We start from the raw sequence: 1,056 nt of genomic DNA on the forward strand, positions 1-1,056 counted from the left end.
GTGTGCAGCTTCGTGGACGTCAGCCTTGACTGCGTGCTCGCCGCCGGTCCCCGCCTCCTGGCCGTCATGTGCCAGGTGCGGGATCCCGGCAACGCGGGAACCGTGCTGCGGGCCGCGGACGCCGCGGGGGCCGATGCTGTGGTGCTGACGGGCAGCAGTGTGGATATCTACAACCCCAAAGCCGTGCGCTCCACAGCCGGTTCCCTTTTCCACCTCCCGGTTGTTCTCGGCGTCGATGTTGATGAACTGGTTTCCCGTTGCAAGGCGCGGGGGATTGGTGTCCTCGCGGCCGACGGCTATGGCACGGTGAACCTGGACAAACTGCAGGACGAGAACGCGGCACGGCGGCTTGGCAATGACGACGTTGCCTCTCAGTATGCGCTCGAAGCGCCGACAGCCTGGTTGTTCGGCAACGAAGCGCAGGGGCTCTCCGACGCGGAGCTCGCGCTGGCAGACCATCGGGTGGCTGTGCCCGTTTATGGTTCTGCGGAAAGCCTCAACCTGGGAACGGCGGCAACCGTATGCCTCTACGCCAGCGCGCGCTCCCAGCAAGGGGCGGTTTTGGCCAGCGCGCCGGCAGTTGGAAATGCATAAGTAGTCCCTGTCCGGGTACGGTATTGCTGGCAAGGTCAGGCAACGACTTGTCCTGGCCCACTCCATCACTCCCGAACCCAAAGAGGTGAAGCTTTCGTGGCTGCAAGCGGCGGTACCAAAGCGATCGTGGCGGCCCTTGCCGCCAACCTGACCATCGCTGTACTGAAGTTCCTTGCCTTCATCCTGACGTTGTCATCGTCCATGCTGGCCGAAGCCATCCACTCCGTGGCTGATTCCGGCAACCAGATCCTTCTGCTGGTTGGTGGCAAGCGCGCGAAGCGGGCCGCCGACTCGGAGCACCCGTTCGGTTACGGACGTGAGCGCTACATCTACGCGTTCATCGTCTCGATTGTGCTCTTCAGCGTCGGTGGCTTGTTTGCCCTGTACGAGGCGTGGGAGAAGTTCCATGACCCCCATGGCATTGAGGGCGCCTTCTGGTGGGTTCCCCTGGCTGTCCTGGTA

Annotated in this window: 2 protein-coding genes; both read left to right on the forward strand. The window is 63.4% G+C overall.

Going from position 1 to position 1,056, the window contains the following annotated elements; all coding sequences use genetic code 11:
* The coding region (locus ACFV20_RS37225) for a TrmH family RNA methyltransferase (RefSeq protein ID WP_385665632.1) at positions 1-594 on the forward strand (594 nt) is incomplete at its 5' end.
* A 96-nt stretch (positions 595-690) separates the two neighbouring features.
* A partial coding sequence (locus tag ACFV20_RS37230; protein WP_385665635.1) for a cation diffusion facilitator family transporter occupies positions 691-1,056 on the forward strand: 366 nt, incomplete at its 3' end.

Source organism: Streptomyces sp. NPDC059696, assembly GCF_042733745.1.
Lineage (GTDB): Bacteria > Actinomycetota > Actinomycetes > Streptomycetales > Streptomycetaceae > Streptomyces.